This window comes from Mesorhizobium sp. M0909, assembly GCF_040319515.1.
Classification (GTDB): domain Bacteria; phylum Pseudomonadota; class Alphaproteobacteria; order Rhizobiales; family Rhizobiaceae; genus Mesorhizobium.
The window spans coordinates 316,323-341,709 of the sequence record NZ_JAMYOA010000002.1 but is presented as its reverse complement, the minus strand read 5'-3'; the positions used below and the strand labels follow the sequence as shown (position 1 = coordinate 341,709).

Genomic DNA, 25,387 nt, shown 5'->3' with positions numbered 1-25,387 from the left:
TTGATGGCCGCTTCGAATGGCTGGATGGAAGATATTTTCTGTCGGAACTCCGCTGCCAATCTGCTTCAATATCCAGCATGGAATATTAATTCCATCAACCAGTCAATATGGAATGTACATTCGTTTTTGGCGGTGTACGAACTGTGACACCTGGCGCTCACGTCAGGTGCTCGCGACTTCCCGGGTGCTAAGGCTTAGAGCGTCGCGCCGAGATGCCACGGCACGAACTCGTTGTCGCCGTAGCCGAATTCCTCGCTCTTGGTCTTGCGGCCCGAAGCTGTCTCGACGATCAGCTCGAAGATCTCGCGGCCCATGCCGGCAATGGTCTTTTCGCCCGAGGCGATGACGCCGCAATTCACGTCCATGTCCTCTTCCATGGCGTGGTACATGGTCGAGTTGCTGGCGACCTTGATCGACGGCGTCGGCCGGCAGCCGAAGCAGGAGCCGCGGCCGGTAGTGAAGACGATGACGTTGGCGCCGCCCGCCACCTGGCCGGTGGCCGAGACCGGGTCGTAGCCGGGCGTGTCCATGAACACCAGCCCGTGCCCGGTGACCTTCTCGGCATAGCCGAAGACACCGTTGAGCGGCGTCTGGCCGCCCTTGGCGACCGCGCCGAGCGACTTTTCCAGGATGGTGGTCAGGCCGCCGCGCTTGTTGCCCGGTGAGGGATTATTGTCGATGGATGCGCCATGTTTGGCGACATGGTCTTCCCACCATTTCACATAACCGTCGAGCTTGGCGGCGATCTCGGGGGTTGCGGCGCGATAGGCGAGCAGGTGCTCGGCGCCGTAGATCTCCGTCGTTTCGGAGAGGATGCCGATGCCGCCGACGCCGGCCAGGATGTCAACCGCGGCACCCAGCGCCGGATTGGCGGTGATGCCGGACATGCCGTCGGAGCCGCCGCATTGCAGGCCGACGACGATCTCGCTGACCGGGATCGGCTCACGCTGAAGCTTGCCGACCTCTTCGGCGATCTCGGCCAGCACGACCAGCGCCTTCTCGACCGATTTGCGCGAGCCGCCGGCTTCCTGGATGTTGAAATGACGTTTTCCCGCGGCAACGCCCTTCTGGCCATAGAGGGTGAGCTGGTTGACCTCGCAGCCGAGCCCGACCATCAGCACGCCGCCGAAATTCGGATGACGGGCATAGCCGGCCAGCGTGCGGTGCAGCACCATCATGCCGTCGCCCGTGGCGCTCATGCCGCAGCCCTGGCCGTGGACGATCGGGACGAAGCCGTCGATGCCGGGATATTGCGGCAGAAGCGTGCGGTTCGCCGCGTCAGCGATGGCGTGGCAGACGGTGGCCGAGCAATTGACGCTGGCGAGAATGCCGACGAAGTTGCGCGTGCCGGCGCGGCCGTCGGCGCGCCGGTAGCCCATGAAGGTGCGGGCGCGGTCGGCCTCGGTCGCATGCACCGCCTCGCTCGGCGGCACCACCGGCAAACGCCCGCTTTCGAAGACCAGATTGTGCGAATGGACATGCTCGCCAGCCGCGATGTTCTGCGTGGCGCGGCCGATCGCCTGGGCGTATTTGACCACGGCTTCGCCGGCCGCAATCGGCTTGATCGCCACTTTGTGGCCCGGCTCGATCAGCGCGGCGGCGACGGCGCCGCCCGGCAGCACGGTGCCGATCTCGATGCGGCCATTGGCGACCGCGACATTGTCGGCGGGAGACAGAAGAATGCTGTTTGCGGCGTTCACGGGAGCTTCCTGGGTGTGTTCCTGGGTGCGCGAGCGGATTGACACGCGGCTCTTAACATATAATGTCTTTTATCGTGAAAAAACATTTTTGCGTCAATTGTTTTTTCGCCAGAGCGCGACGCGTCTTTTGGATGCGTGAAGTAGGCTCTACAACCAAGACTAGCGTTGCGCACGGTGTTTTGCGAAGCGATTCCGATTTCATGCGCGCGAAACGCTTCAAACCGGCCGCAATCGCCAATGCGCCACGGGGCAGGGGATGTCGAAGAGCAACAACGTTTACAAGGACGCTTATAATCGCGGTCTGAGGCTGCTCGACGAAACCAGGAGCCTGCCTTCGGAGCCGGAACTGGGTACGCTGCTCGGCGTCAGCCGCACGACGGTCCGCACTATCCTTGCGCGCATGGAAGAGACCGGGCTGATCGACTGGAACAAGCGCAGCAAGACGGTTCTGCGCGAGCCGCGGCCGGATGATTTCTTCCCCGAGGAAGAAACCGACACGCTGGCCGAGATCATCGAGCGTTCCTTCATGCGGCGGCTGCTTGCCAGCGGTGCCGAAGCCGGAATGCAGATCAACGAGCTCGAGCTGGCGCGCGAGATCGGCGTCGGCACTACCAGCGTGCGCGAATTCCTGATCCGCTTCTCGCGCTTTGGGCTGATCGAGAAGCGCCGCAACAGCCACTGGGTGCTGAAAGGCTTTACCCGCGCCTTCGCGCTGGAGTTGACCGAGATCCGCGAAATGTTCGAACTGCGCTCGGCCGCAGCCTTTGCCGCTCTGCCCGAGGACAGCCCGGTGTGGGCCGACCTCGACCGCCTGGAGGACGAGCATCGCCTGCTGGCGCGTGAGATCGCCGTGCGTTTCAACGAATTCTCCGAGCTCGACGAGCGCTTTCACCGGCTGATCCACCGGGCGTCGCACAACCGCTTCATCGTCGATTTCTACGACGTCATCGCCATGATCTTCCACTACCACTACCAGTGGAACAAGGCGCAGGAGCGGGAGCGCAACGAAGTCGCGGTCCAGGAGCATCTCGCCTATATCGCCGCGCTCAAATCGCGCGATCTCGCCAAGGTCGACGCCGCCTGCCGCAAGCACCTGAAATCGGCCCGCCACACGCTGCTGACGTCCATTCCCGAGGGCAGGCAGCCGCAACGCGCGTGATTGTGTTGCGTTGCCGCAGCAACGTTTTGGCGATTTTCCGGCCGCCGGCTCCGTGCTAGAGAGCTGACGTTGCTGCGTGAAGAGGCTGGTTCTTGACCATACGCCGGAGACGATGGAGCATGCCGGTCGCGTTCGCCGCGGCGTGGCTTTTCGTGCTCCAGTCGATGTTCGGCGCGTTTGCTTCAGGCAGCGAGCCGAACGCCTCGCAATTGGATGCTTTCGGCAACACGATCTGCACCCATGACGGTGCGGCGCAACTCCCCGCCGGCGATCCGCATCAGCAGCACATGCCGGCTTGCTGCATGCTTGGCTGCAACCTCGCTTCGGCGGTCTACGCCCCGCCCGATGCCGCCGGGAGCCTGGCTCGCAGCCTCTCCGTCGAAACCATCGCCTTTTTCCTGCCGGCCTTCCGGCATCGCGATTTCGCCCGCGCCCGCACTCCGTCCAATCCGCGCGCACCACCGGCGACGGCCTGATCCGTTCTGGTTCGCGCCGCGCAACCCTTTGCCGGCGCGTTTATCGACATCGTTCGCGACCGGCCATCGGCGCGGTCCCTTAAAATCCACGGAGCAATCATGTCTCATTATTTTCGCGCTGCCGCATCCAGTCGCAGGCGCTTCGTACTGGGTCGTTTCGAGCAGCGTCTCGGCGTCGCCCTTTGCGTTCTTGCCCTCCTGTTCGCCAGCGTCCGGATCGTGTTGGCACACGAGTTCAAGCTTGGCGATCTCGAGATCGGGCACCCCTGGTCGCGCGCCACGCCAGCCGGTGCCAAGGTAGCCGGCGGCTACTTCACCATCACCAACACCGGCAGTGCGCCGGATCGCCTGCTGTCGATCACCTCCGACATTTCGGCCAAGGCCGAATTGCACGAGATGGGCGTCAGCAATGGCGTCATGACCATGCGGCCGGTCAGCGGCGGCCTCGAAATCCCGGCTGGCGGCAAGGTCGCATTGGCGCCCAACGGCTATCATTTGATGTTCATGGATTTGAAGCGGCAGCCCAAGGAGGGCGAAATGTTCTCCGCAACCCTGACCTTCGAAAAAGCCGGGCCCGTGCAGATTGAATTCGCCGTGCAGGGCATCGGCAGCGCGGCGCCGCAGGACGACCACTGACTTGGCCGCTTCGAGAGGTACCATCATGAAGAAATCTCTTTTGCCCGGCTGCGTGCTTTTCGTCCTCGGGACTGGCGCGGCCTTTGCCCACATCACGCTCGAAACGCCGGAGGCGGCGGTAGGCTCGACCTACAAGGCGGTTCTTCGGGTGCCGCATGGCTGCGAGGGCAAGGCGACGACCGCGCTGCGCGTGCAGATCCCGGAAGGCGTGCTTTCGGTCAAACCGATGCCGAAGCCGGGTTGGACGCTGCAGGTCAAGAACGGCAAATACGAGAAGTCCTACCAGCTCTACGGCCAGGCAGTGACCAGCGGCGTCAAGGAGATCGACTGGAGCGCCGGCAGCCTGCCGGACGAATTCTACGACGAATTCGTCTTTCGCGCGACGCTGGCGTCCGACCTGCCGGCAGGCCAGACGCTGCATTTCCCGGTGGTGCAGGAATGTGACGGCGTTGCCGATCGCTGGATCGAGATTCCGGCGGCCGGGCAGGCTGAGGACGCGCTGGAATTTCCGGCGCCCGGCCTCAGGCTGCTGCCGAAGTGAGCTCCAGCGGCGCGCTTTGGCAGATGAGCGCGCCGCTGCCCTTGGCGGTGAGATGAGCGCGGCATCCTTCCTGCGGCAAGCTTGCATGGCCGGCAACTGTTCTGGCCGGCTTGTGGCTGGCCTGCTGGCCGCCATCGTGCTGCTCGCCGCAATTGCCATGCCTTGTCCCGCCTTCGCCCATGCAGCGCTGATCAAGGCCGAGCCGGCTGACGGTGCGGTGCTGGGGCAGAGCCCGTCGCAGCTGTCGCTGACTTTCAGCGAGCCGGTTTCGCCGCTGGTGCTGACGCTGGTGCGGCCCGACGGCACGGCGGTCCCGCTGAGCTCCTTCCGGCTCAGCGGCCAGACCGTCGAGATCGACAATCCGCAGGCGCTGAAATCGGGCACGCATGTACTGAGCTGGCGGGTAATCTCCGCCGACGGCCATCCGGTCGGCGGCTCGGTGCTGTTCTCGGTCGGCACACCGAGTGCTGCGCCGGCCGCCTCCGATGCCGTTGACCGGGGGCTTCGAACGGCGATCTGGATCGGCAAGGTTTTTCTGTATATCGGCCTGTTTTTCGGCGTCGGCGGTGCCTTTGCGCAGGCCTGGCTGGCGCAAGGCGGGCGATCCGGCCGGAACATGATCGTCGCTGCGATCCTGTGCGGGTTGGCGGCGGCACCGCTGTCGCTCGGTTTCCAGGGGCTGGATGCGCTCGGTGCACCGCTTGCCCGGCTGGCGCAGCCGGTCATCTGGCAGACCGGGCTCGGCACCAGCTTCGGCTGGACGGTGCTGATCGCGCTGATGGCGCTCGGCCTTGGCCTGTTGTCGCTGGTCGTGCCGCCGGCCGACGCAAAGCCGCTCGCCTTGGCCGGACTGGTTGGCGTCGGCGCAGCACTTGCCGCCAGCGGGCATGCCAGTGCCGCCGAGCCGCAATGGCTGACCCGGCCGATGGTGTTTCTGCACGGGACTGGTATCGCGGTCTGGGCCGGGGCGCTGGCGCCGCTCGGTCTTGCCTTGAAACGGCAGCCGGCCGAAGCCGGGCCATTGCTGCGCCGGTTTTCGCGAGCGATCCTGCCCGTCGTGGCGGTGCTTGCGGCAGCCGGCATCGTGCTCGCCGTCATCCAGGTGCAAACGCCGTCGGCGCTGGTCCATACCGCTTACGGCCGGCTGCTGCTGCTCAAGCTGGTGCTGCTCGTCTTTCTGTTCACGCTCGCCGCCGTCAATCGCTTCAAGCTTACGGCCCCGGCTGAGGCGGGCGAAACGGAAGTCCAGCGGCGGCTGGCCCGCTCGATCTTTATCGAGCTGCTGATCGTGCTGGCGATCTTCGGCGTTGCCGCCGGCTGGCGCTTCACGCCGCCGCCGCGCGCGCTGGCGATCGCCGCGGCACAGCCGGCGTCGGTGCATATCCACACGCTGCAAGCCATGGCCGACCTCAGTATTGCGCCCGGCCATGCCGGGCCTGTTGCCGCTTCGATCTTCATCATGACCGGCGATTTCGGCCCGCTCGACGCCAAGCAGGTGACGCTGGTGCTGTCAAAGCCCGATTCCGGCATCGAACCCATCAAGCGCCCGGCGACGAGGCTTGGCGACGGCACCTGGCGCGTCGACGATCTCGTCATTCCGGTCGCCGGCCGGTGGACGGCGCGGCTCGATATCCTGGTCTCCGATTTCGAGATGGTGAAGATCGAGGCACCGATCGACATCAGGCCGTGACGAGAGCGCTGGTCCACGCAACACAATTCGACGAGGCGGTTGACGCGGCCGCGAACCCCCGTCAATCATCGCCATCAAGAATGGGCGTCCAACCCAATCGCGGGCTCAAAGCAACAAGATCCGAAAGCAGGGAAGAAACAATGGAAAAAGCCGAAATCGGCCTGATCGGCCTTGGCACGATGGGCTCCAACCTGGCGCTCAACATCGCCGAGAAGGGGCACCGCATCGCCGTCTTCAACCGCACGGCGGCGCGCACCGATGCCTTTGTCGAAAATGCCGGCGCGCTCAGGGATAGGGTGGTGCCCTGCTACAGCCTCGAAGAACTGGCCGCCGCGATCCGGCCGCCGCGGCCGATCATCATCATGGTGCTGGCCGGCAAGCCGGTCGACGAGCAGATCGCGGCATTGCGCGGCGTGCTGTCGGCCAACGATATCGTCATCGACGCCGGCAACGCCAATTTCCGTGATACGATGCGGCGCTTCTCGGAGCTTACCGATTCGGGCCTGACCTTCATCGGCATGGGCGTGTCCGGTGGCGAGGAGGGCGCACGCCACGGTCCCTCGATCATGGTCGGCGGCACCGAAGAGTCCTGGAAGCGCGTCGAAAAGGTGCTGACCGCGATCTCGGCCAAGTTCAAGGGCGAGCCTTGCGCGGCGTGGCTTGGCACCGACGGCGCCGGCCATTTCGTCAAGACTATCCACAACGGCATCGAATATGCCGACATGCAAATGATCGCCGAAATCTACGGCATCCTGCGCGACGGCCTGGGCATGGGGCCGAAGGAGATCGGCGAGGTGTTTTCGCAGTGGAACACGGGCCGGCTCAATTCGTACCTGATCGAGATCACCGCCAAGGTGCTGGCCGCCGACGATCCCAAGACCGGCAAACCGGTGGTCGACATCATCCTCGACCGCGCCGGCCAGAAGGGCACCGGCAAATGGTCGGTGATCGAGGCGCAGCAACTCGGCATTCCGGCCACCGCGATCGAAGCCGCGGTGGCGGCACGCGTGCTGTCGTCGATCAAGGACGAGCGGCTGGCCGCCGAAAAGGTCTATGGAGGCGGCGTGAGCAAGATTTCCCGAGACAGGGACGCCCTGCTCGGCGATCTCGAGCTGGCGCTGTTTGCCGGCAAGATAGCCGCCTACGCGCAAGGCTTCGCGGTGATGAGCGGCGCGTCGAAGGAATTCAACTGGAACCTGCCGATGCCGGTCATCGCCAAGATCTGGCGGGCCGGCTGCATCATACGCTCGCAATTGCTGGATACGATGGCGGAGGCCTTCGGCGCCGGCGGTGCGGCCACCAACCTGTTGATGGCGCCGGCTTTCGTCTCGTTGATGCAGGAGGCACATCCGTCGCTTCGCCGGGTCGTGGCAAGGGCGGCCGAAGCCGGCTCGCCGGTGCCGGCCCTGTCATCCGCACTTGCCTATTTCGACAGTTACCGGCAGGGCCGCGGCACTTCGAACCTGATCCAGGCGCAGCGCGATTTCTTCGGCGCACACGGCTTCGAGCGCATCGACGGGCAGGGTGCTTTCCATGGCCCGTGGGGGAGCGGCGCGGCGGGTTAGCGCCCGGTCTCGGCCGTAGAGATCGGCTTCGCAGTTTCTTGAAAGCGGACCTTGCTGGCGATCACGCTGGAGATCGTGGTTGCGCCATCAACGGACATTGATCGAGGGAACCCACGGGCATTTGCCCTCACAGCCAAAAGACGAGCCTATGTCCTGACGAGAGCAAGCCGGCGATCCAAAGCGATGCGCTCTTTAGTCGGGAAGGCCAGCCTTGCGGTAGCCTTCGACGAAGCGCTGGAGCACTTCCTCGTCGTCGAATGGCTGCGATGTCGCCCAGTGCCTGATGCTGAAATGGGGATTGCTCATCATGAAGAACTCCGCCTCCTGACGGGCTTCATCCAGGCGTCCGAGCTGCGCGAGGGCTGCCGCAAGCATGCGCCGCGACGTGGTGCGGTAGGTTTCCGGCTTGCGTAAAGCCTCGACCGCGGATTGATAGTCGCCGAGCGCATAATAGGCTTGGCCCGCCATCCAATGGTACCACCCCGGAGGGCGCGGATTGAGCCGCAACGCCCGCTTCACGAATTCGACGCCCTTGACCGCATCGCCCCTCAAGGTGATGAGATCCGAGCGCATCGCCCAGGCATCGGCATGATTGGGATCGAGCTTGAAAGTCGCCTCGAACTCTGCATCCGATTCCGCGAAACGCCGTTCGTGACCAAGTATGATGCCCAGCACCCACCGGTTCCCGGCATCGTTAGGGTCGAGCGCCACTGCCTGCTGCGCTTCCGCGAGCGAGCGAGGTTGGTTGGTTTCCTTCGGCTCGTTCCAGAACAGCCAGCCGAGCCAAAGATTGAGGGCCAGCAAGCTATGCGCTTCGGCATAGTCGGGATCGAGTCTGATCGCCTTCTCCAGCAGCATGCGCGCTTCCTGCGCGCCTAACCCGGTCTGAAAACTGACGCCGCGGGCTTGTACACAGAGGTCATAGGCTTCGAGACTCGTCGGCCGTTTGCGCGCCGGCTGTCCGGCCAATCGGCCGACCAGGGCTTCGACGATCTTGGCCGTGACCTCGTCCTGCACTGCAAAGATATCCTCGAGGCTGCTGTCGTAGCGCTCGGCCCAGATATGATCGCCGCCGATCGCGTCGATCAGCTGCGCATTGATGCGCACGCGCCCCGCGGCGCGCCGGGCGCTGCCTTCAACCACATAGCGCACCCCAAGATCACGCGCGGCCAAACGCACATCGACCGACCGCCCTTTGTAAGCAAAGGTCGAGTTGCGTGCGATGACGAAGAGGCCGGGGCAGCGAGATAGGTCGGTGATCAGGTCTTCGGTCAAGCCGTCGACAAAGGTTTCCTGCTCCGGATCGTTGCTCATGTTGGTGAAAGGCAAGACCGCGATCGAGGGCTTGTCGGGCAATTCCAGCGATGCCAGTCGCCCGACCTGAGCGGCTCTCGGAAGCTGCAGGTTGACGCGATAGCAGTATATCGGCTCGGCTATGTTCTTCACCCGCTGCTCGCCCATAGGCTCGAACGCAAACGCCAGCTTCTGCCTGACCTCCTTGGACACCTTCTCCGAAACGCAGATGCCACCGGGCTCGGCGAGTTGTTGGAGGCGCGACGCTACATTCACGCCCTCGCCATAGCGATCGTCCCCTTCGACGATCACTTCCCCAAGGTTGATTCCGATCCGAACTTCGAAGCGCTGGTCTTCGGCGACGCTCGCGTTACGTTCCGTCATGCCGCGCTGAAGCGTGACCGCGCATTCGACCGCATCCACCACGCTACCGAACTCCGCCAGCAGGCCGTCTCCCATAAGCTTGAAGATTCGCCCGTGTCGCGTCGCGATTTCCGGCTCGAACAACTCTTTGCGGCCCCGTTTCAGCCGGTCGAAGGTGCCCGCTTCATCCACCTCCATGAGCGCCGAGTAACCGACAACATCAATGGCAAGGATGGCAGCGAGCTTCCGCTCCATGTTGAGCCTCAGTTCAGATTCGCGACACGCCAGGCGCAGGTCAGAGGCAAGTAGGACCGGCGCCTCCGGCGTGCCCTCACCGGCCTCTATACCACAGATCACGCTTCTTGAGAGTATGACTCGCGCGACGCCTTGGCTCTCCTGCGCAGCGCCACTGACGAGCGAGTCCCATCTATCCCTACCGCTTGTTCGCGGCAGTTGCCTCTCAACCGGACCCGTGACCGCTTCGGGTCAGGTCACGACGATGCCCACGCCGACCTAAATGTCCGCAATTAAAGATCTGCGGCCCGGAGCTGCCAATCCGCTTTCGGCCCCAAGATTGACTGTCAGCAACGGGCCGCCAATTCGACCGTTCGCCTACGAACCCTTGCCGCGTGAAGCCGACATCCCTGTTGAGGACGTTAGGCGTTCCGGAACTACGGCAAGAGATCCGTCACAGCGCGCCCACTTCCGTCCATTGCCATAGGGAAGCTGGCATGTTCGTGGATGATTTTCCAAGAACCGCCGATGCGCCTTAGCACGATGGTTCGCCGGCTCCAGGAGTCGACCTCTGTGCCATCCGTCTTAATGCCAGTCATGCGCGACAGCCCGAAGGCCACTGCAAGATCGCCGTCGATCATGAGCTGCGGGTCAGCCATGTGAACGGTGACGCCGTTGCGCCAAGTTGCAAACCAAGCATTTATCCCTTCGATGTCGCGTGCCTGTTCGCCTCTATAGGCAAGCGGCGGCGGCAGATCGAAAACCACGACATCCGGGTCCATGGCATCGACGTTGGCGCGGGCGTCCCCCTTGGCAGTTGCGTCTTCCTGGCCCCGGATGACAGACAAGACTTCCTTTTCAGACATATCGTTGCTCCTTCATTTTCTGGAACGACGAGGCCGGGGCGATCAATCCGACATCGACACTATTCGTAACAAATATGGCCGGTCCAAGCTGCTGTTGCATCGTGGAGAGTGATGAGCCCCTTAGTCCCGAAACGTGACTGCCGCGTGCTCCTACGGCCGCTCTTTGGTGATCTCGTCCCCATATCGGACGGACAGCATTCGGTCCCAAGGTTGCCGTCGGCAGCGCACATTTTCCAGCCAAGTGGAATCACTTGGCGTCGCAGAAATGCGGCGAAGGCAAATAGATGGAGCCCATTTCAATTTGAACATATCCCGCCCTAGTCGGGGCGGCGATAGGCCTGCACTTCGCCCGGCTCGCTCAGGCTCTGCAAGGAACCAGGGGCGGCGCCGCCGATCCAGCCCAGCACCGAGCGGGCGAGTTCGGCGCCGGCCAGCCGGAAGTTCTCGTTGACGACCAGCAATTCGCTGCGAAACAGATGCAGAAGCTCCGACGATTGTTTGGACACCACATCGACATCGCGGCCAAGCTTGAGGCCGGCGTCTTCGATGCCGGCGACGATGGCGAGCGTCGCGGCGGCGGCGCTGCTGATGAACCCGTCCGGCCTGACATCGCGGCGCATCAGCTGCGCCGTCCGCATTCTGATCTGCTCGATCGAATGATCGATCGAAACGGTGTTGAACGGAATCTCGCTGGCGCCGACCTCGCTCAGCGCATCGGCAAAGCCGGCGAGCGTGTGGCCGTGATAGGTCAGCTCGACCGGGGGCGCCAACAGAGCCAGCCGGCGGCGGCCGAGGCCGGCCAGATGGCGCACTGCCTCGGCTGCGAAAGCGTAATTGTCGAAATCATGATAGGGATGGATCAGCCCCATATCGGTGCGGCCATGCGTGGCAAAGGGAATGCCGCGTTCCAGCATATAACGGGCCCTGGGATCGTTCGGCTGCGTGCGCGAAATGATGACGCCGTCGGCTGAACCGGTTTCCACGAGGTAACGGATCGGGTCGAGCGGATCCTGGGACCGCGAATAGGGCGTCACGATCAAATGATAGGGCGTGTCGGCGATCACTTCCGAAACGCCGTAGATGATGTCCGAGACAAAGCTCATGATCTCGTGCTCGGTGTTGAGCACCAGGCTGATGACATTGGTCTTGCCGGTGCGCAGGCGTACGCCTGCACGGTTGGGGCGATAGCCGATCTGCTTGGCGACAAGCTGGACGCGCCGCCTGGTCTCGGCGCCGATCTCGGGGGCGTCCTTCAGCGCGCGCGACACCGTGGTGACGCCCAGCCCGGTCATGAAGGCGAGCGTCTTCAGTGTCGGCCGGCCCTGGCCCGACGCTTCGTCGGCCTTCTCTTTTTGATGTCTGTTCATTCGTCCCGCCCCGTCAGGCGCATAACAGTTGCCGAACCGCCCGGCAATCGGCCGGCCGCGGGCACGCCGCGGCCTTCACCGAATGAGACCGCTATATACTGAAACGTTACAGATTGTCACGACCATTGCCATATCACTGGTGACAGATGCAGAACGAGCGGCGCTGTAATCGGCGCAAAACAGCGATTGGAACGGGCTTTTCCGATTTTTTGGCGTCGCAGCATTGCATTTTGCAGTGCAACCACTCTGGTTGCGATCCGGTAGGCCAGCGAGCCGCGCGATTTTATTCGTGCTTCGAAAAAACTTGATGCCACCTTCGCCTGAGGGGTTGCGCGCCTCAAGCAATTGCCGTATCGAAAATCTGTAACGTTTCAGATTCTGGGAGGAACGAAATGCGATACCAACTCATGACTGCTGCGCTGGCAGCGACGGTCGCGCTGCAATTTGCCGGCCCGGCGGCCGCGACGGATCTGGAAGTCACCCATTGGTGGACCTCCGGCGGCGAGGCGGCAGCGGTCGCCGAACTCGCCAAGGCTTTCGACGCAACCGGCAATCATTGGGTGGACGGCGCCATCGCCGGTTCCGGCGGCACGGCGCGGCCGATCATGATCAGCCGCATCACCGGCGGCGACCCGATGGGCGCGACCCAGTTCAATCACGGCCGGCAGGCTGAAGAATTGGTGCAGGCCGGGCTGATGCGCGACCTCACCGATCTCGCCACCAAGGAAAAGTGGACGGAAATCGTGCAGCCGAAGAGCCTGCTCGACGGCTGTACCCTCGACGGCAAGATCTATTGCGTGCCGGTCAATATCCACTCCTGGCAGTGGCTGTGGCTGTCGAACGCCGCCTTCAAAAAGGCCGGCGTGCCGGTGCCGAAGAACTGGAATGAATATGTCGCTGCGGCGCCCGCGCTGGAAAAGGCAGGCATCCAGCCGCTTGCGGTCGGCGGCCAGCCCTGGCAGGCCTCCGGCGCTTTCGACGTGCTGCTTGCGGCGGTCGGCGGCACCGACGCCTTCCTCAAGGTCTACAAGGACAAGGACGCCGAATTCGCCGCCGGGCCCGAAGTCGCCAAGGTCTTCAAGGCCGCGGACGACGCCCGCAAGATGGCGAAGAACACCAATGTGCAGGACTGGAACCAGGCCACCAATCTGGTCATCACCGGCAAGGCGGGCGGCCAGATCATGGGTGACTGGGCGCAAGGCGAGTTCCAGGTTGCCGGCCAGACCGCCGGCAAGGACTATACTTGCCTTCCGGGCCTCGGCCTCAACGAGATGATCGCCACCGGCGGCGACGCTTTCTACTTTCCGCTGCTGAAGGATCCCGAAAAATCGAAGGCACAGGAAGTGCTGGCCCACACGCTGCTCGATCCCAAGACGCAGGTCGCCTTCAATCTCAAGAAAGGTTCGCTGCCGGTGCGCGGCGACGTCGACCTCAAGGCGGCGAACGACTGCATGAAGAAGGGGCTCGAAATTCTCGCCAAGGGCAATGTCATGCCCTGGACCGACCAGCTGCTTTCGCAGGATACGCAAAAGCAGAAGGAGGATCTGTTCTCCGAGTTCTTCGCCAAGCAGGACATGACCGTGGAAGATGCGCAGAAGCGCTTCGCCGCCATAGTCGGTTCGGCAGATTGAGCGATCGACCAACCGCCTCACTCCCGCCCCTGCGAACGCAGGGTCGGGAGCTAGGGTCAAGGCCTCTTGACCCTCCGGCCCTTACCCGATCCAGCGCGGCTGTGCAGATGAGCAAGAGCGAACGCCCTAGCCAACTCTTTCGCAACCTCAATGCGAAAGTCGCTTCGATCCCGATGATTTTCACCGCGCTGGTGATTTTTGTCGGCGGCACCCTCTGGACGGTGTTGTATTCCTTCACAAATTCCAAGCTGCTGCCGCGGCTGCATTTCGTCGGTCTCGACCAGTACTATCGGCTGTGGGCGACGCCGCGCTGGCTGATCTCGATCGAGAACCTGCTGATCTACGGCGTGCTGTCGCTGGTGTTCTCGCTGGTGATCGGCTTTCTGCTTGCTGCCTTGCTCGACCAGAAGATCCGGTTCGAGGACACGTTCCGGACCATTTTCCTCTATCCCTTCGCCCTGTCCTTCATCGTCACCGGTCTGGTCTGGCAGTGGCTGCTCAACCCCGAATTCGGTGTCCAGGCAGTGGTGCGCAGCCTCGGCTGGACGAGCTTCAGCTTCAATCCGCTCTATGATTCCAGCATCGTCATCTACGGCATATTGATCGCCGCTCTCTGGCAAGGCACCGGGCTCATAATGTGCCTGATGCTGGCCGGCCTGCGCGGCATCGACGAGGATATCTGGAAGGCCGCGCGGGTCGACGGGATACCGACCTGGAAGACCTATCTGTTCATCATCATACCGATGATGCGGCCGGTCTTCATCACCACGCTGGTCATCGTCGCCTCCAACATCGTTCGCGTCTACGACCTTGTCGTCGCCCAGACCAGCGGCGGGCCCGGCATCGCCTCCGAAGTCCCGGCCAAATATGTCTATGATTACATGTTCTTCGCCCAGAACCTCGGCCAAGGATTCGCCGCCTCGACGATGATGCTGCTGTCGGTGATCATCGTCATCGTGCCGTGGGCCTATCTCGAGTTCGGAGGCAAGAAGCGTGTCTGACCATACCGTTTCATCGCCTGCGATTGCCGGCGCCGGCGGGCTGGAAGGCTACGGGCCGAGCGGGCCGAAGCCGCGCCACACATTCTCGCGCCGTAACATCTTCCTCTACGGCACGCTGATCGTGGTGGCGCTCTACTATCTTTTGCCGCTCTACGTGATGGTGGTGACATCGCTCAAAGGCATGCCCGAGATACGCCTCGGCAACATCTTCTCGCCGCCGATGGAGATCACTTTCGAGCCGTGGGTCAAGGCCTGGTCGAGCGCCTGCACCGGGCTCAACTGCGACGGGCTGTCGCGTGGGTTCTGGAATTCGGTGCGCATCACCATCCCGTCGGTGATCCTGTCGATCGCGCTCGCCTCGGTGAACGGTTATGCGCTTGCCAACTGGCGCTTCAAAGGCGCCGACACTTTCTTCATCATCCTGATCGTCGGCGCCTTCATCCCTTATCAGGTGATGATCTATCCGATCGTCATCATCCTGCGCGAAGTCGGCCTCTACGGCAGCCTCAGCGGCCTGGTGATCGTCCATTCCATCTTTGGCATGCCGATCCTCACGCTGTTGTTCCGCAACTACTTTACCTCCATGCCGGAGGAGCTGTTCCGGGCGGCGCGTGTCGACGGCGCCGGCTTCTGGGGCATTTATTTCCGCATCATGCTGCCGATGTCGCTGCCGATCTTCGTCGTCGCCATTATCCTGCAGGTGACCGGCATCTGGAACGACTTCCTGTTCGGCGTCGTCTACACCCGCCCCGACACCTATCCGATGACGGTGCAGCTCAACAACATCGTCAACTCGGTGCAAGGCGTGAAGGAATACAACGTCAACATGGCAGCCACCATCCTGACCGGCCTGGTGCCGCTGATCGTCTATTTCCTGTCCGGAAAATTGTTTGTGCGCGGCATCGCCGCCGGCGCGGTGAAAGGATGATGGCGATGAACGCAAACGGCAGCATTGCGGCAAACGGCAGCAAGGGGGCAAACGGCACCAGCGTCTCGATCCAGAACCTGTCGCTGAATTTCGGCGCGATATCGGTGCTGCAGACGCTCAACCTCGATGTCGCGGAAGGCGAGTTCATCGTGCTGCTCGGCCCGTCCGGCTGCGGCAAGTCGACCTTGCTCAACTGCATTGCCGGGCTGCTCGACGTTTCCGAAGGCCGCATCTTCATCAAGGGCAAGAACGTCACCTGGGAAGAGCCCAAGGATCGCGGCATCGGCATGGTGTTCCAGTCCTACGCGCTTTATCCGCAGATGACGGTGGAGAAGAACCTGTCGTTTGGGCTGCGCGTTGCCGGTCTCGCCAAGGACGAGATCGCCAAGCGCATCGCCCGGGCCGCCGAGATCCTGCAGATCGAACCGCTTTTGCATCGCAAGCCGGCGGCCCTGTCCGGCGGCCAGCGCCAGCGCGTGGCGATCGGGCGCGCACTTGTGCGCGACGTCGATGTCTTTCTGTTCGACGAGCCGCTCTCCAACCTCGACGCCAAGCTGCGCGCGGAATTGCGCGTCGAGATCAAGCTGCTGCATCGCAAGCTCGAGAACACCATGATCTACGTCACCCACGACCAGATCGAGGCGATGACGCTGGCCGACCGCATCGCGGTGATGAAGGGCGGCGTCATCCAGCAGCTCGATGCGCCGCAGACCATCTATAACCGGCCGGTCAACCGGTTTGTCGCCGGCTTCCTCGGCTCGCCGGCAATGAATTTCCTCGAGGGCAGGCTGGAGCAGGCGGACGGCGACTGGCACTTCGTCGTCGAGGATGTGCGGATCCCGCTTGCCACCTATGCTTTCGAGAAGGACCCGGTGCCGGGGCCGGCCGTGTTCGGCATCCGCCCCGAGCACGTGGCGTTCAACAGTGGCACGGGATGGCCGTTCGCAGCAACGGCAAATGTCGAGGTCGTCGAGCCCATGGGTTCCGACACGCTGGTCTGGCTGAAGCTCGCCGGCCAGAATTTCACGGTACGGGTGACAGCCGAGCGCACGCCAAACAACGCGGAGGCGGTCGGCATCGGTTTCGACCCGATGCGGGCCTCGCTGTTCGACGCCGCCACAGGTAACCGCCTCTAGAGCATGATATAGCCTCCCAAGACTCTTCCATTCCCCCAAGACTCTTCCATCCCCAAGACTCATCCCCCCAAAAATAACCATCCCCAAGAAACGGACAGAGACGATGAACTGGTCATTTCAACTTTACAGCGCGCGTAATTTCCAGCCCTGGGAGGGCGTGCTCAAAATGCTGGGCGAGCTTGGTTACAGCCAAGTCGAAGGGTTCGGCGGCGTCTATGACGATCCCAAGGCGTTCCGTGCCGAGCTCGACAAGAACGGCCTTGCCATGCCGACCGGGCATTTCTCGATCGACGCGCTCGAGAAGGATTTCGACGGTGTGCGCAGGACGGCCGACGCGCTCGGCATGACGCTGCTCATCTGCCCGTTCCTCAACGCCGAGTTCAGGCCGGCCGATGCGGCCGGCTGGCGCGGCTTCGGCGAACGCCTGGCCAAAGTCGGCGAGACGGCCAGGAAAGCCGGCTATGGTTTTGCCTGGCACAATCATGATTTCGAATTCAAGGCGCTCGCCGACGGCTCGGTGCCGCAGGACCATATCCTGTCTTCCGCGCCCGACATCGGCTGGGAGATGGACGTCGCCTGGGTGGTGCGCGGCGGCGTCGATCCGCTGCCCTGGATCGAGAAGCACGGCAAGCGCATCGTCGCCGTCCATGTCAAGGACTTGGCCAAGCCGGGCGAGGGCCTCGACGAGGACGGCTGGTCCGACGTCGGCCACGGCACCATCGACTGGCCCGGCCTGATCAAGGCGCTGCGCGCCAAAAGCGCTGCGAAATACTACGTCATGGAACAAGACAATCCCAACGACATCGAGCGCTTCGCCCGCCGCTCGATCGCAGCCGCCAAGACCTATTAGGAGCACATCAGCATGGCAACAAAACTTGGGATCGGCGTCATCGGCTGCGGCAACATCTCGAAGGCTTATTTCTCTCTGGCGCCGCTGTTTCGCGGCATCGAAATGCGCGCCTGCGCCGACATCAACATGGAAGCGGCGAAAGCGCGGGCAAAAGAGTTCAAGCTGCGCGCCGAGACTGTCGAGGGGCTGCTCGAGGCCGACGATATCGACATCATCGTCAACCTGACCATTCCGGCGGTGCATTACGAGGTGTCGAAGCAGATCCTAGACGCCGGCAAGCACGTCTATTCGGAGAAGCCCTTCGTGCTGTCGGTCAAGGAAGGGCTCGACCTGAAGAAACGCGCGGAAAACAAGGGGCTGCGCATCGGCTCTGCCCCCGACACCTTCCTTGGCGGCGCCCACCAGCTTGTCCGCGACCTGATCGACACCGGCAGGCTCGGCAAGGTCACCAGCGGCACCTGTCATGTGATGAGCCATGGCATGGAGCATTGGCACCCCAATCCGGACTTCTTCTTCCAGCCGGGCGCCGGGCCGGTGCTCGACACCGGACCCTATTACATCACCAACCTGATCCAGCTGATCGGGCCGGTGAAGCGGGTCGCCGCCTTCGCTTCGATCCCGATGACGGAACGCATCATCAGCTCGAAGCCGCGCGCCGGCGAAAAGATCCCGGTCTCCACGCCGACGACGATCCATGGCGTGCTGGAATTCGAGAACGGCGCCGTGGTGACGCTCAACACCAGCTGGGATGTCTGGAGCCACGGCCACGCGCCGATGGAGCTCTATGGCGAGGCGGGCACGGTGTTCGTGCCGGATCCGAACTTCTTCGGCGGCGAGGTGCGCTACACCGAAGCCGCCAAGCCGGTGAAGAAGCTGCCGAAATGGCCGCATCCGTTCGGCGTGCCCAACGAGATGCATTCGCAAGGCATGATGGCCAACTACCGCACCGCCGGTTTGGCCGACATGGCGATCGCGATCAGAGAAGGCCGGCCGCACCGCTGCTCGATGGAACTGGCGCTGCATGCCGTCGACGTCATGACCGGCCTGTTGCGTTCGGGCGAGACCGGAAAGTTCGTCGCCATGCAGACCAGCTGCGAGCGGCCCGCGGCACTCGGCGTCAAGGCGGCGAAGGAGCTGCTGGCGAAGAAGAAAACCAAGTAGTCGGCGCACCTCCCAAGCACCGCAAAAAGCCTCTCCCCGTTTGCGCGGGGAGAGGCTAAGGGTGGGCCGGACTCGACTTGCCCGTCATCGCGGCGGCAGCCGTCGGGCTCGTTTCGATATGAGGATTTCCCATGCCCTATGTTCCCGCCGAAAACCGCTACGAAAAGATGGTCTACAATCGCTGCGGGCGGTCCGGCCTGAAGCTGCCGGCGATCTCGCTTGGGCTGTGGCACAATTTCGGCGACGACACGCCGCATAGAACCAAGCAGGCGATCACGCGCAGGGCCTTCGATCTGGGCATCACGCATTTCGATCTCGCCAACAATTACGGCCCGCCGCCCGGCTCGGCGGAGCGGGCGTTCGGCGAGATCCTGCGGACGGACTTTGCCGGTTATCGCGACGAGCTGATCATCTCGACCAAGGCAGGCTACGAAATGTGGGCAGGGCCCTATGGCGAATGGGGCGGCCGCAAATATGTGCTGGCCAGCCTCGACCAGAGCCTGAGGCGGATGGGGCTCGACTATGTCGACATCTTCTATTCGCACCGCTTCGACCCCGACACCCCGCTGGAAGAGACGATGGGCGCACTCGATCACGCGGTGCGCTCGGGCAAGGCGCTCTATGCCGGCATTTCCTCCTATAATTCGCAGCGCACCCGCGAGGCCGCCGATATTTTGAAGCAGCTCGGCACGCCTTGCGTGATCCATCAGCCGAGCTATTCGATGCTCAACCGCTGGGTCGAGGATGATGGCTTGCTCGATACGCTGGAGGGGCTTGGCGTCGGCTCGATCGTGTTCTCGCCGCTGGCGCAAGGCATGCTGACCGACAAATATCTCGGCGGCATCCCCGATGGCAGCCGCGCCAGCCAGGGCAAGTCGCTGCGCCCGGCATTCATCAACGACAAGTCGATCGCCAATATCGAGGCGCTGAACGTCCTCGCCCGTCGCCGCGGCCAGACGCTGGCGCAGATGGCGCTGGCCTGGGTGCTGCGCAGGGGCAGGGTGACGTCGGCGCTGATTGGCGCCAGCCGGCCGGAACAGGTCGAGGATTGTGTCGGGGCGCTGAAGGCGCTCGCCTTCAGCGATGCCGAGCTCGCCGAGATCGATACCTTTGCCCGCGAGTCGGACATCAACCTCTGGGCGGCATCGGCCGAGCGCAAGGGGCCGCCGAGGAAGTAGGCGACGACCGCATCCGGTCGCCAAACAGTGACGGCTTCCGCGACGCTGAGCATAGAATGGCCGGGCAGCCGTGGAATGAAGGCCAGATGCGCATTGTAAGGAAGTCGTTTAGACCGATTCGGGATTAGGCCATGAATCAGGAAACCCGGCTTTTTGGCGCTATTGCGGTCCGCCCCGCCATCCTAGCCCTCATACCCCAGTTCGAAACGGCCACAGGATTCACGGTTGCGGTCAGGTGGGAGCTCAATCCGACAGTAAAGAAGCAGATTGAAGCTGGGGAAGCTTTTGACCTCGTCATCACCAATCCGGACCTGGTTCAGGATCTGACTGCCTCGGGAAAGGTCAAGGCGGGGAGCCAGGTGGCGTTTGGCCGGATAGCAATGGGGGTGGCAGCCAAGGCGGGCAGTCGACCGCTCGATATCGGGTCCGTGGAAGCATTCGAACAGGCGTTGAAGAGCGCCAGATCGATCGCCTATGCCAGTGAAGGAACCAGCGGTGGCTACTTCTCCGGTTTGCTGGAACGCTTGGGGATAGCGGATGAGGTGAAGCCGAAGCTGGTGGCCATACCAGGAGGGCAGACAGCGCCCGCCGTGGGCCGTGGGGAAGCCGAGTTGGGGGTCGTTCCCGTGACTTCGATTCTCGCGGCCGCTCCCGAGGTCGTGCTTGTCGGTCGGTTTCCGGCAGAACTCCAAAGTTACGTCGACTTCGCCATTGGCATCAGTGCCGGTTCAACGAACGCAGAAGCTGCCGAGCAGCTGTCGGAATTTCTGATGTCGGCAGCCGTTGACGACATGCTGGCGGCAAAGGGTGTCGAGCGCCGCTAAGAGCGTGCGATGAATCACGCCAGAGGCACGTTGGAGATTTCTCCTCAAACAGGCTCTAACTTTCGGCTGCCTTGATGTTCCGCGCGGCTTGCTCGAGCGTCGCCCTGTCGTTGCCAAGCCTGTCGATCAGCTCTTGCGCCTGATCACCGGTTATCCCGGTGCGCATCGCCAGTGCCTCGACCGTCAGAACGTCGGAACTGGCGATCGTTCCAGTGGGACCGTGCTCGGCCGCGTCATCATCAGCCTGACCGGTCGTCGTCTCATCGTAGCCAAGCTCTTGCTTCGCCTGCTGCCAATGACGCTCATGCGCGCCATCCGGTCGGCCCTCGCGCATCCAGATTTCATAGGCTCGCTGCCGAATCTTTTCATGCCGATCGTTGTCCATGACGGTTCCTCCCTTGTGGCGTTTTCACCAACGCGGGGAGCGCCGGAACGATCCTATGTTCAGGCCGATTTCGCACACATGCCGGACAAAACCCGGTCTCTCATCGAACAAACACCGGACAGATGCGTTTTGCGGAGGAACCTAGATAGCGGGCCGGCCGTTGAGCCGAACCTGAGCAAAGGAGATTACCATGGCCGACGAACCGAACGAATCCGCAACACCGAAGATGACTCAACGTGAAGCTCAGGAAGCCCTGGAGAAGCAGGTCGCGCAGCTGAAGCGCGAGATCAGCAAGATCAATCGGACCTTGGCCGAACGCGCGGAAGAGGCGATCGAAGACGCCGGCGACTGGTATGACAGCGCTGCCGAGCGCGCCTCCCGGACGGCACAAGCCCTGCGCAACAGGGCGCAGACGGTGTCCGGGGTCGTCCAGGAGAATCCCGGCACGGTATCGTCCGCATTCATACTCGGAGCGGCCGTAGGGGCGCTACTGGGCCTCACCTTGGCCGCCACAGACCAGCGCCGCGATCGCTGGTTCTAGTCCAAACCTAAGGTTCCGGGCAGAAACGGCGGGATTGCTCCCCCGTCGTTCAGCAAATGACACCGGTCAGGGCGTGGCGGGCTTCTGCGCCGTGCCGAGGGCTTTGGGCGCTGCAGGCGCTGCCGTCTTCATCTTCTCCTCGATCCAGCCGGTGTAATTGGCCAGCCGCGTGTAGATGCCGTAGGCGTTCTTGTGGCCGCAGGCGGTGCTGCCGTCGGCCGGACCTTCGCCCCAGCTGACGACGCCAACCTGCACCGGACCATCGGCGCCGGTCATGAACAGCGGTCCGCCGCTGTCGCCATTGCAGGCGTCGCGCTCGCCGCTGACGGTGCCGGCGCAGATCATGTTGCCGGTCAGCGGATCGGCCATATCAGCAGCAATTGCATTGGCGGCCGCCTCGATGCTCCTTTCCGAGTAACGCATGCGGCGGGCGAGCTCGCCGAGCGCAGCCTTCAAATCACGCGCATAAATCGCCTTGATGCCGTTGTTGCAGGTTGCGTTCGGCTGGAGGTCCAGGTCGGCAACCATCAGCGCGGTGGGAAATGTTCCGTCCTGCATCTTGCCCCAGCCGGTGACCGTGGTCTTGCCGGCGTCGGGGGTCGGCTCACGGGCAATCTTGATGATCGGGGCATCGGCCGGCTCGGCCAGCCGGATCAGGCCGAGATCGTTGTCCAGCGTCTGCTCGCTGTAGCCCTCGTTGACGATGATCTCCACCGCCTTGTAGCGATTGCCCTCGCTGAGATCGGTGGCGCCGGTGAGCACGGTGACTACATCAGGCGAAATCGGCTCGCCGTCGTCGTTGAGGCAGTGCGCCGCCGTCAGCACCCATTGCGGCGCGATCAGGCTGCCGCCGCAGAACTGGGCATTTGCCTGCGAGGCCGGACTTTCGTCCAGTTTGCCGGTGGTCAGCAACGCCACCTGGAACGGGTAGGCGCCCTTCTCGGCCTCTTTGCCGCCGTAGACGCGATCGGTGCCGTCGGGGTTCTCCGCCTTGGCTTTTGCCCTGGCCTCGACCACGCGTTTCATCGGCGAGATCGCCGCCTCCGGCCGGGCGGCCGCGTCCGTGGCATGAACGGAATTGACGACCGGCAAGGCCGCCGCGATGGCAAGCAGCGAGGCGGCAGCAATCGGTCTGAACCTGTGGATGATCTTCACCTCGAACCCCCTGAGACGATGTTCCGACAGATCGGCCTCGACGCGCGATCCACTGAAATGGGAACCGGCCGGTGAGCCGATCATGCGCCGATGTGGAGCGTGATCCGTCACAAAACCGAGTACCACTTTTGCTAAATCGTGGTGTCGAGCCAAACCCGCCCAAATCTATAATCCCCCACGGGCTATGTGGAAGCAATTTGTCGTTGCCAATGTTGGATTATTTTAGGCAGTATACCGTTGCGGGCATTTTTGGCGGGGACCTAAACTGGCTGCACTGAATAATGGCCCGGTAAAGGCGCCGGCAACCAAATTCATTTTTCGGCGCCACCACGATCTCGACAATATTTCTATATCTTGATCCAGTCCTTGCTGACTTTTGGGAGAGTCTCACCATGACAAAACTGACACAGTGCATTATTGCGTCCGCGTTGCTTTCCACCGCAATGTGGGCGGTTCCTGCCTTGGCTGCCGAGCCAGGTTCCGCCAACGCCGGCAACGGCGAAAGCATGCGTGACGTGACATCGGGCGATTACAAGCCTGGCCGGGCGAAACCGATCGCCCCGCCGAAACTGACCGAGGACGAGGCCAACCGCGCCGCGCCGCTCACCGACGAAGCAACGGCCGTCAAATCCTATGGCATCGTCGGCCGCTCCGCCGATGGCAAGGACATCAAGATCGATCCGAACGAGACGCTGAAGGACCTTGTCATCAGGGAAATGAACGCGCCCGCCGAGGGACAGAAGTCCGAGAATTCCGGGCTGAGCGGAGGCGAAGAGGCAGGCCGCCAGGTGTTCGGGACGGACGACCGAGAGCAGATCAAGAATACCAAAACCTACCCGTTCACCGCGATCGGCTACCTCGAAGGCAAATCGAAGAGCGGCAGCTATGGCAGCTGCTCGGCGACGCTGATCGGCCCGCGCACGGTGCTCACAGCGGCGCACTGTCTCTACAGCCACGAAGACAAGGCCTGGCTGGACGATATCCTGTTCGTGCCGGCTCTCAACGGCAAGACTGCCGACGACGCACCGTTCGGCGCCTTCACCTATGAAAGCGCCTATATCGTCCAGGGCTTCATCGACAATTATCAGGGCTTTTACGGCTCGGTCGTGCCATGGGATCTCGGCATCGTCACCTTGAAGCAGGATGTCGGCACCAACCTCGGCTGGCTGGGCTATGCCAATTATGTGGATCTCGGCGACTTCACCGCCAACATCGTCGGCTATCCCGGCGACAAGCCGATGGGCACGATGTGGAAGGCGACCTGCGAAGTGCTCGCCGAACACATCGCCACCGAGTATTTCCAGTACGACTGCGACACTTATCCAGGATCGAGCGGCAGCTCGGTCTACGCTTATGACAATGGCTCAAAGCAGCGCGTCATCACCGGCGTGAACGTGGCCGAGAGCCCGGATGCCAACACCGCCGTGCGTCTGAACGCCATCAACGTCCAGTGGATCAACAGCCTGTACAAATAGGCCTGCAGACTTTCCGCCGCGATCGTCGGGGCGGGTTATCTACTAGCCGCATTTCTGCGACGCCAAGTGTGATCACACTCGGCTGCAAAAATGCTCCAATCAAAGGCGGCGGCGGAGCATTTCCGTCGCCGGCTTCGCATTTTTCGGGGATTATCTGGACTGGGCCGAGGGTGGCGCCTGGCGGACATAGTTCTCGATTGGCTGGGCGAAAGTCGGTGAACCGGCCTTGCGCTCCTTGTCGATATAGCCGGCAAAATAGCTCCAGAAGGAAGCGGCATAGTCGCGGAAATAGGAGTCGGCGACCTCACGCGAGCACAGCCTGCCTTCGACGCAGAAGGACAGGCGGTTGAGGAAATAGACGATGCGGTCGAAATTGTCGCTGAACTCGGCAAGCGGCATGTCGCCGCCGGTTGCGCTCATCGCTTCGATGCCGATGCGTTGTCTGAACACCTGTTCCTCGGTCGGCGTCGGATTGGCACTGAGCAGATTGCCGTATTTGGCGTTGAGCGCCGCCAGGCGTTGCTTGAGGGCCCGTTGCGCCTGCTGGTAATCCTTGCTTTCCCAGAGCTCGACCAGCGACATCGTTTGCTCGACGCGCTTCTGCTCCTGGTTCGCCAGGAACTGGTAGACCGAAAAGATCAGGGTGAAGATGATCGCCAGGCGCACCAGCAATCCGGACCAGGCATAGACGAGCATGCGCCAGTCGCGATCGGTGAATGGGTTCGCCTCCTTCTTGACCTCGTGATTGCTCACCCACGGCAGGCCTTCGACGGTTTCCGGCAGCGACACCGGCTTCTTTTGCGGCACCGGCGCCGTCACTGCCTGCTGCGTTGCGTGGCCCCCCGCTTTCGTCATCCGCAGCTGTCCAGGTCTATGGTGGCGGACGGGTCGAGCACGATGCCCGGCGTCTCCAGCTTCTTCTTCAGGCAATCCAGCTGCGCCCGCGAAACGATGAACTGCACGTCAGGCGCCACCTGCGCCTTGCCCGGCGACGGCAATGGTTCGACCACGCCGCGGGAGGTGCAGCTGCTGAGATCGACGACGACGGCGGCGTTGCCGGATTTGGCGATCTGGTCGTACTGGTCGAGAAAGCAACTCGCCAGTTCGGAATTGATGACGACCTCCTTGGCGCAGAGGCCGCAAGTCTCGTCCGCCGAAGCATTGGCGGCCAGCAGCAGCCCGGCGACAAGGCCGGCGGTTGTTGCGCGCCACGAAAATACGGTCCTGTTCAC

24 protein-coding genes are annotated in these 25,387 nt (G+C 62.8%); 16 read left to right on the top strand and 8 right to left on the bottom strand.

All coding sequences use genetic code 11. The features are described 5' to 3' along the window. Window positions 1-194: 194 nt before the first annotated feature. Complete coding sequence (locus NKH83_RS04225; RefSeq protein ID WP_352476363.1) at window positions 195-1,700, bottom strand: UxaA family hydrolase; 1,506 nt, start codon at window positions 1,698-1,700, stop codon at window positions 195-197. Window positions 1,701-1,956: 256 nt separating this feature from the next. Here NKH83_RS04225 and NKH83_RS04220 point away from each other — a divergent pair, with 256 nt between their 5' ends. The 6 genes from NKH83_RS04220 (at window position 1,957) to gnd (ending at window position 7,767) form a co-directional block, all read left to right on the top strand. Beyond that, window positions 1,957-2,859 carry a GntR family transcriptional regulator gene (locus NKH83_RS04220; RefSeq protein WP_352476364.1) on the top strand — a complete coding sequence of 301 codons (903 nt, stop codon included), beginning with the start codon at window positions 1,957-1,959 and terminating at the stop codon, window positions 2,857-2,859. A 119-nt stretch (window positions 2,860-2,978) separates the two neighbouring features. After that, window positions 2,979-3,335 carry a DUF2946 family protein gene (locus tag NKH83_RS04215; protein WP_352476365.1) on the top strand — a complete coding sequence of 119 codons (357 nt, stop codon included), beginning with the start codon at window positions 2,979-2,981 and terminating at the stop codon, window positions 3,333-3,335. Window positions 3,336-3,434: 99 nt separating this feature from the next. Continuing rightward, window positions 3,435-3,971 carry a copper chaperone PCu(A)C gene (locus tag NKH83_RS04210; RefSeq protein ID WP_352476366.1) on the top strand — a complete coding sequence of 179 codons (537 nt, stop codon included), beginning with the start codon at window positions 3,435-3,437 and terminating at the stop codon, window positions 3,969-3,971. A 25-nt stretch (window positions 3,972-3,996) separates the two neighbouring features. Further along, a complete protein-coding gene (locus tag NKH83_RS04205; RefSeq protein WP_352476367.1) occupies window positions 3,997-4,512 on the top strand; it encodes a YcnI family copper-binding membrane protein in 516 nt (171 codons plus the stop codon). A gap of 52 nt (window positions 4,513-4,564) precedes the next feature. Next, window positions 4,565-6,202: a copper resistance CopC/CopD family protein gene (locus NKH83_RS04200; RefSeq protein WP_352476368.1), complete on the top strand. Its 1,638-nt coding sequence runs from the start codon at window positions 4,565-4,567 to the stop codon at window positions 6,200-6,202. Between the two features lie 140 nt (window positions 6,203-6,342). Further along, complete coding sequence (gene gnd, locus NKH83_RS04195; RefSeq protein WP_352476369.1) at window positions 6,343-7,767, top strand: NADP-dependent phosphogluconate dehydrogenase; 1,425 nt, start codon at window positions 6,343-6,345, stop codon at window positions 7,765-7,767. 192 nt (window positions 7,768-7,959) lie between these two features. Here gnd and NKH83_RS04190 read toward each other — a convergent pair whose 3' ends face one another. The 3 genes from NKH83_RS04190 to NKH83_RS04180 form a co-directional block, all read right to left on the bottom strand. Continuing rightward, complete coding sequence (locus NKH83_RS04190; RefSeq protein ID WP_352476370.1) at window positions 7,960-9,678, bottom strand: adenylate/guanylate cyclase domain-containing protein; 1,719 nt, start codon at window positions 9,676-9,678, stop codon at window positions 7,960-7,962. Window positions 9,679-10,094: 416 nt separating this feature from the next. Continuing rightward, window positions 10,095-10,523: a YybH family protein gene (locus NKH83_RS04185; protein ID WP_352476371.1), complete on the bottom strand. Its 429-nt coding sequence runs from the start codon at window positions 10,521-10,523 to the stop codon at window positions 10,095-10,097. A gap of 317 nt (window positions 10,524-10,840) precedes the next feature. Next, on the bottom strand, window positions 10,841-11,890 hold the full coding sequence (locus NKH83_RS04180; protein WP_352802226.1) for a LacI family transcriptional regulator: 1,050 nt from the start codon (window positions 11,888-11,890) through the stop codon (window positions 10,841-10,843). A 392-nt stretch (window positions 11,891-12,282) separates the two neighbouring features. Between NKH83_RS04180 and NKH83_RS04175 the strand changes: the two genes are divergently transcribed. The 8 genes from NKH83_RS04175 (at window position 12,283) to NKH83_RS04140 (ending at window position 20,599) form a co-directional block, all read left to right on the top strand. Further along, entirely contained in the window at window positions 12,283-13,521 is a 1,239-nt protein-coding gene (locus NKH83_RS04175) for an ABC transporter substrate-binding protein (protein WP_352476373.1), read from the top strand. A 107-nt stretch (window positions 13,522-13,628) separates the two neighbouring features. Continuing rightward, complete coding sequence (locus NKH83_RS04170; RefSeq protein ID WP_352476374.1) at window positions 13,629-14,522, top strand: carbohydrate ABC transporter permease; 894 nt, start codon at window positions 13,629-13,631, stop codon at window positions 14,520-14,522. After that, entirely contained in the window at window positions 14,515-15,450 is a 936-nt protein-coding gene (locus NKH83_RS04165; protein WP_352802223.1) for a carbohydrate ABC transporter permease, read from the top strand. Before NKH83_RS04170 ends, NKH83_RS04165 begins: the two co-directional genes overlap by 8 nt. A 5-nt stretch (window positions 15,451-15,455) precedes the next feature. Then, window positions 15,456-16,586 (top strand): ABC transporter ATP-binding protein, encoded by a 1,131-nt coding sequence (locus NKH83_RS04160; protein WP_352802221.1) that lies wholly within the window; start codon window positions 15,456-15,458, stop codon window positions 16,584-16,586. Between the two features lie 103 nt (window positions 16,587-16,689). Then, window positions 16,690-17,436 (top strand): sugar phosphate isomerase/epimerase family protein, encoded by a 747-nt coding sequence (locus NKH83_RS04155; protein ID WP_352649528.1) that lies wholly within the window; start codon window positions 16,690-16,692, stop codon window positions 17,434-17,436. A gap of 12 nt (window positions 17,437-17,448) precedes the next feature. Then, complete coding sequence (locus tag NKH83_RS04150) at window positions 17,449-18,597, top strand: Gfo/Idh/MocA family protein (RefSeq protein WP_352802219.1); 1,149 nt, start codon at window positions 17,449-17,451, stop codon at window positions 18,595-18,597. A 131-nt stretch (window positions 18,598-18,728) separates the two neighbouring features. Beyond that, entirely contained in the window at window positions 18,729-19,775 is a 1,047-nt protein-coding gene (mgrA, locus tag NKH83_RS04145; RefSeq protein ID WP_352802217.1) for an L-glyceraldehyde 3-phosphate reductase, read from the top strand. A 131-nt stretch (window positions 19,776-19,906) separates the two neighbouring features. Then, the gene (locus tag NKH83_RS04140; RefSeq protein ID WP_352802215.1) at window positions 19,907-20,599 is read left to right on the top strand and encodes a molybdate ABC transporter substrate-binding protein; all 693 of its coding nucleotides are present in this window, start codon (window positions 19,907-19,909) and stop codon (window positions 20,597-20,599) included. Between the two features lie 55 nt (window positions 20,600-20,654). On the opposite strand, the gene NKH83_RS04135 is transcribed toward NKH83_RS04140, so the two are convergent. Beyond that, window positions 20,655-20,984 (bottom strand): DUF2934 domain-containing protein, encoded by a 330-nt coding sequence (locus NKH83_RS04135; protein WP_352649531.1) that lies wholly within the window; start codon window positions 20,982-20,984, stop codon window positions 20,655-20,657. A gap of 190 nt (window positions 20,985-21,174) precedes the next feature. Between NKH83_RS04135 and NKH83_RS04130 the strand changes: the two genes are divergently transcribed. Beyond that, window positions 21,175-21,525: a hypothetical protein gene (locus NKH83_RS04130; RefSeq protein WP_254816784.1), complete on the top strand. Its 351-nt coding sequence runs from the start codon at window positions 21,175-21,177 to the stop codon at window positions 21,523-21,525. 66 nt (window positions 21,526-21,591) lie between these two features. Here the strand turns inward: NKH83_RS04130 and NKH83_RS04125 are convergent, their stop codons facing one another. Continuing rightward, window positions 21,592-22,764, bottom strand: a complete 1,173-nt coding sequence (locus NKH83_RS04125) for a S1 family serine peptidase (RefSeq protein WP_352802213.1) — start codon at window positions 22,762-22,764, stop codon at window positions 21,592-21,594. A gap of 308 nt (window positions 22,765-23,072) precedes the next feature. On the opposite strand from NKH83_RS04125, the gene NKH83_RS04120 reads away from it, so the two are divergent. After that, window positions 23,073-24,155, top strand: a complete 1,083-nt coding sequence (locus NKH83_RS04120; protein WP_352802212.1) for a trypsin-like serine peptidase — start codon at window positions 23,073-23,075, stop codon at window positions 24,153-24,155. Between the two features lie 150 nt (window positions 24,156-24,305). Here NKH83_RS04120 and NKH83_RS04115 read toward each other — a convergent pair whose 3' ends face one another. Next, window positions 24,306-25,010: a DUF4760 domain-containing protein gene (locus NKH83_RS04115; RefSeq protein WP_352802210.1), complete on the bottom strand. Its 705-nt coding sequence runs from the start codon at window positions 25,008-25,010 to the stop codon at window positions 24,306-24,308. Continuing rightward, window positions 25,007-25,387: a hypothetical protein gene (locus tag NKH83_RS04110; protein ID WP_352802208.1), complete on the bottom strand. Its 381-nt coding sequence runs from the start codon at window positions 25,385-25,387 to the stop codon at window positions 25,007-25,009. The genes NKH83_RS04115 and NKH83_RS04110 overlap by 4 nt, the downstream gene beginning before the upstream one ends.